Source organism: Leptolyngbya sp. CCY15150 (genome assembly GCF_016888135.1).
Lineage (GTDB): Bacteria > Cyanobacteriota > Cyanobacteriia > RECH01 > RECH01 > RECH01.
The window spans coordinates 1-209 of the sequence record NZ_JACSWB010000126.1; the positions used below are offsets into that span (position 1 = coordinate 1).

Annotated in this window: 1 protein-coding gene; it reads left to right on the forward strand. The window is 54.5% G+C overall.

Annotated elements, in window-relative coordinates:
* Positions 1-209 (forward strand): tetratricopeptide repeat protein (locus JUJ53_RS02835; protein WP_204150468.1); only part of this gene is annotated, 209 nt, incomplete at both ends.

Below are 209 nucleotides of genomic sequence, written 5' to 3' on the forward strand. Positions count from 1 at the left end.
TCGCGCGGGAGATTGGCGATCGCCAGGGAGAAGGCAATACTTTAGGCAATCTGGGGATTGCGTACAACAGTCTGGGTCAGTATGAGCGTGCGATCGAGTTCCATCAGCAATACCTGACGATCGCGCGGGAGATTGGCGATCGCCAGGGAGAAGGCAATACTTTAGGCAATCTGGGGATTGCGTACAACAGTCTGGGTCAGTATGAGCGT